Annotated in this window: 1 protein-coding gene; it reads right to left on the reverse strand. The window is 49.7% G+C overall.

Going from position 1 to position 398, the window contains the following annotated elements:
• The coding region (locus QTN95_RS21150) for an RHS repeat-associated core domain-containing protein (protein WP_331418904.1) at positions 1 to 398 on the reverse strand (398 nt) is incomplete at both ends.

Here is a 398-nt window from a genome sequence, read left to right on the forward strand (position 1 = left end):
CCATGCGCTACCCCATAAGTGATTCCCGCAGACAAACCGCCTATTATTCCCGCCTGAAGAGAATCGTCAAAATCCCCAGTAGTGATATAGGTTGTTGAGAATGAAGCGGTCGCACCACTCGCAGCTGCTTGTGCTATGGGTTGCAATCCAGCATATAACCCTGAAGCGGCATAACCAATCGCAATTGCACCAACCACCATTCCGGCCATTTGGATTGCAGGGTTCTCAAATGTTTGGCTCACCACAAAAAATGCCATCGCAGCAGCCCACCACACCCAGTGCCCTGTTGGGTCAGTATATTTCAACGGGTTGTTATACACGTATGCGTAACGGTTGTAACTTTGGCTAAAGCTCGGCTCTGGCACGAACGTATCGGCACTTAAGAAACGACCAATCAC

The organism is Vibrio sp. M260112 (assembly GCF_036533775.1).
GTDB lineage: Bacteria > Pseudomonadota > Gammaproteobacteria > Enterobacterales > Vibrionaceae > Vibrio.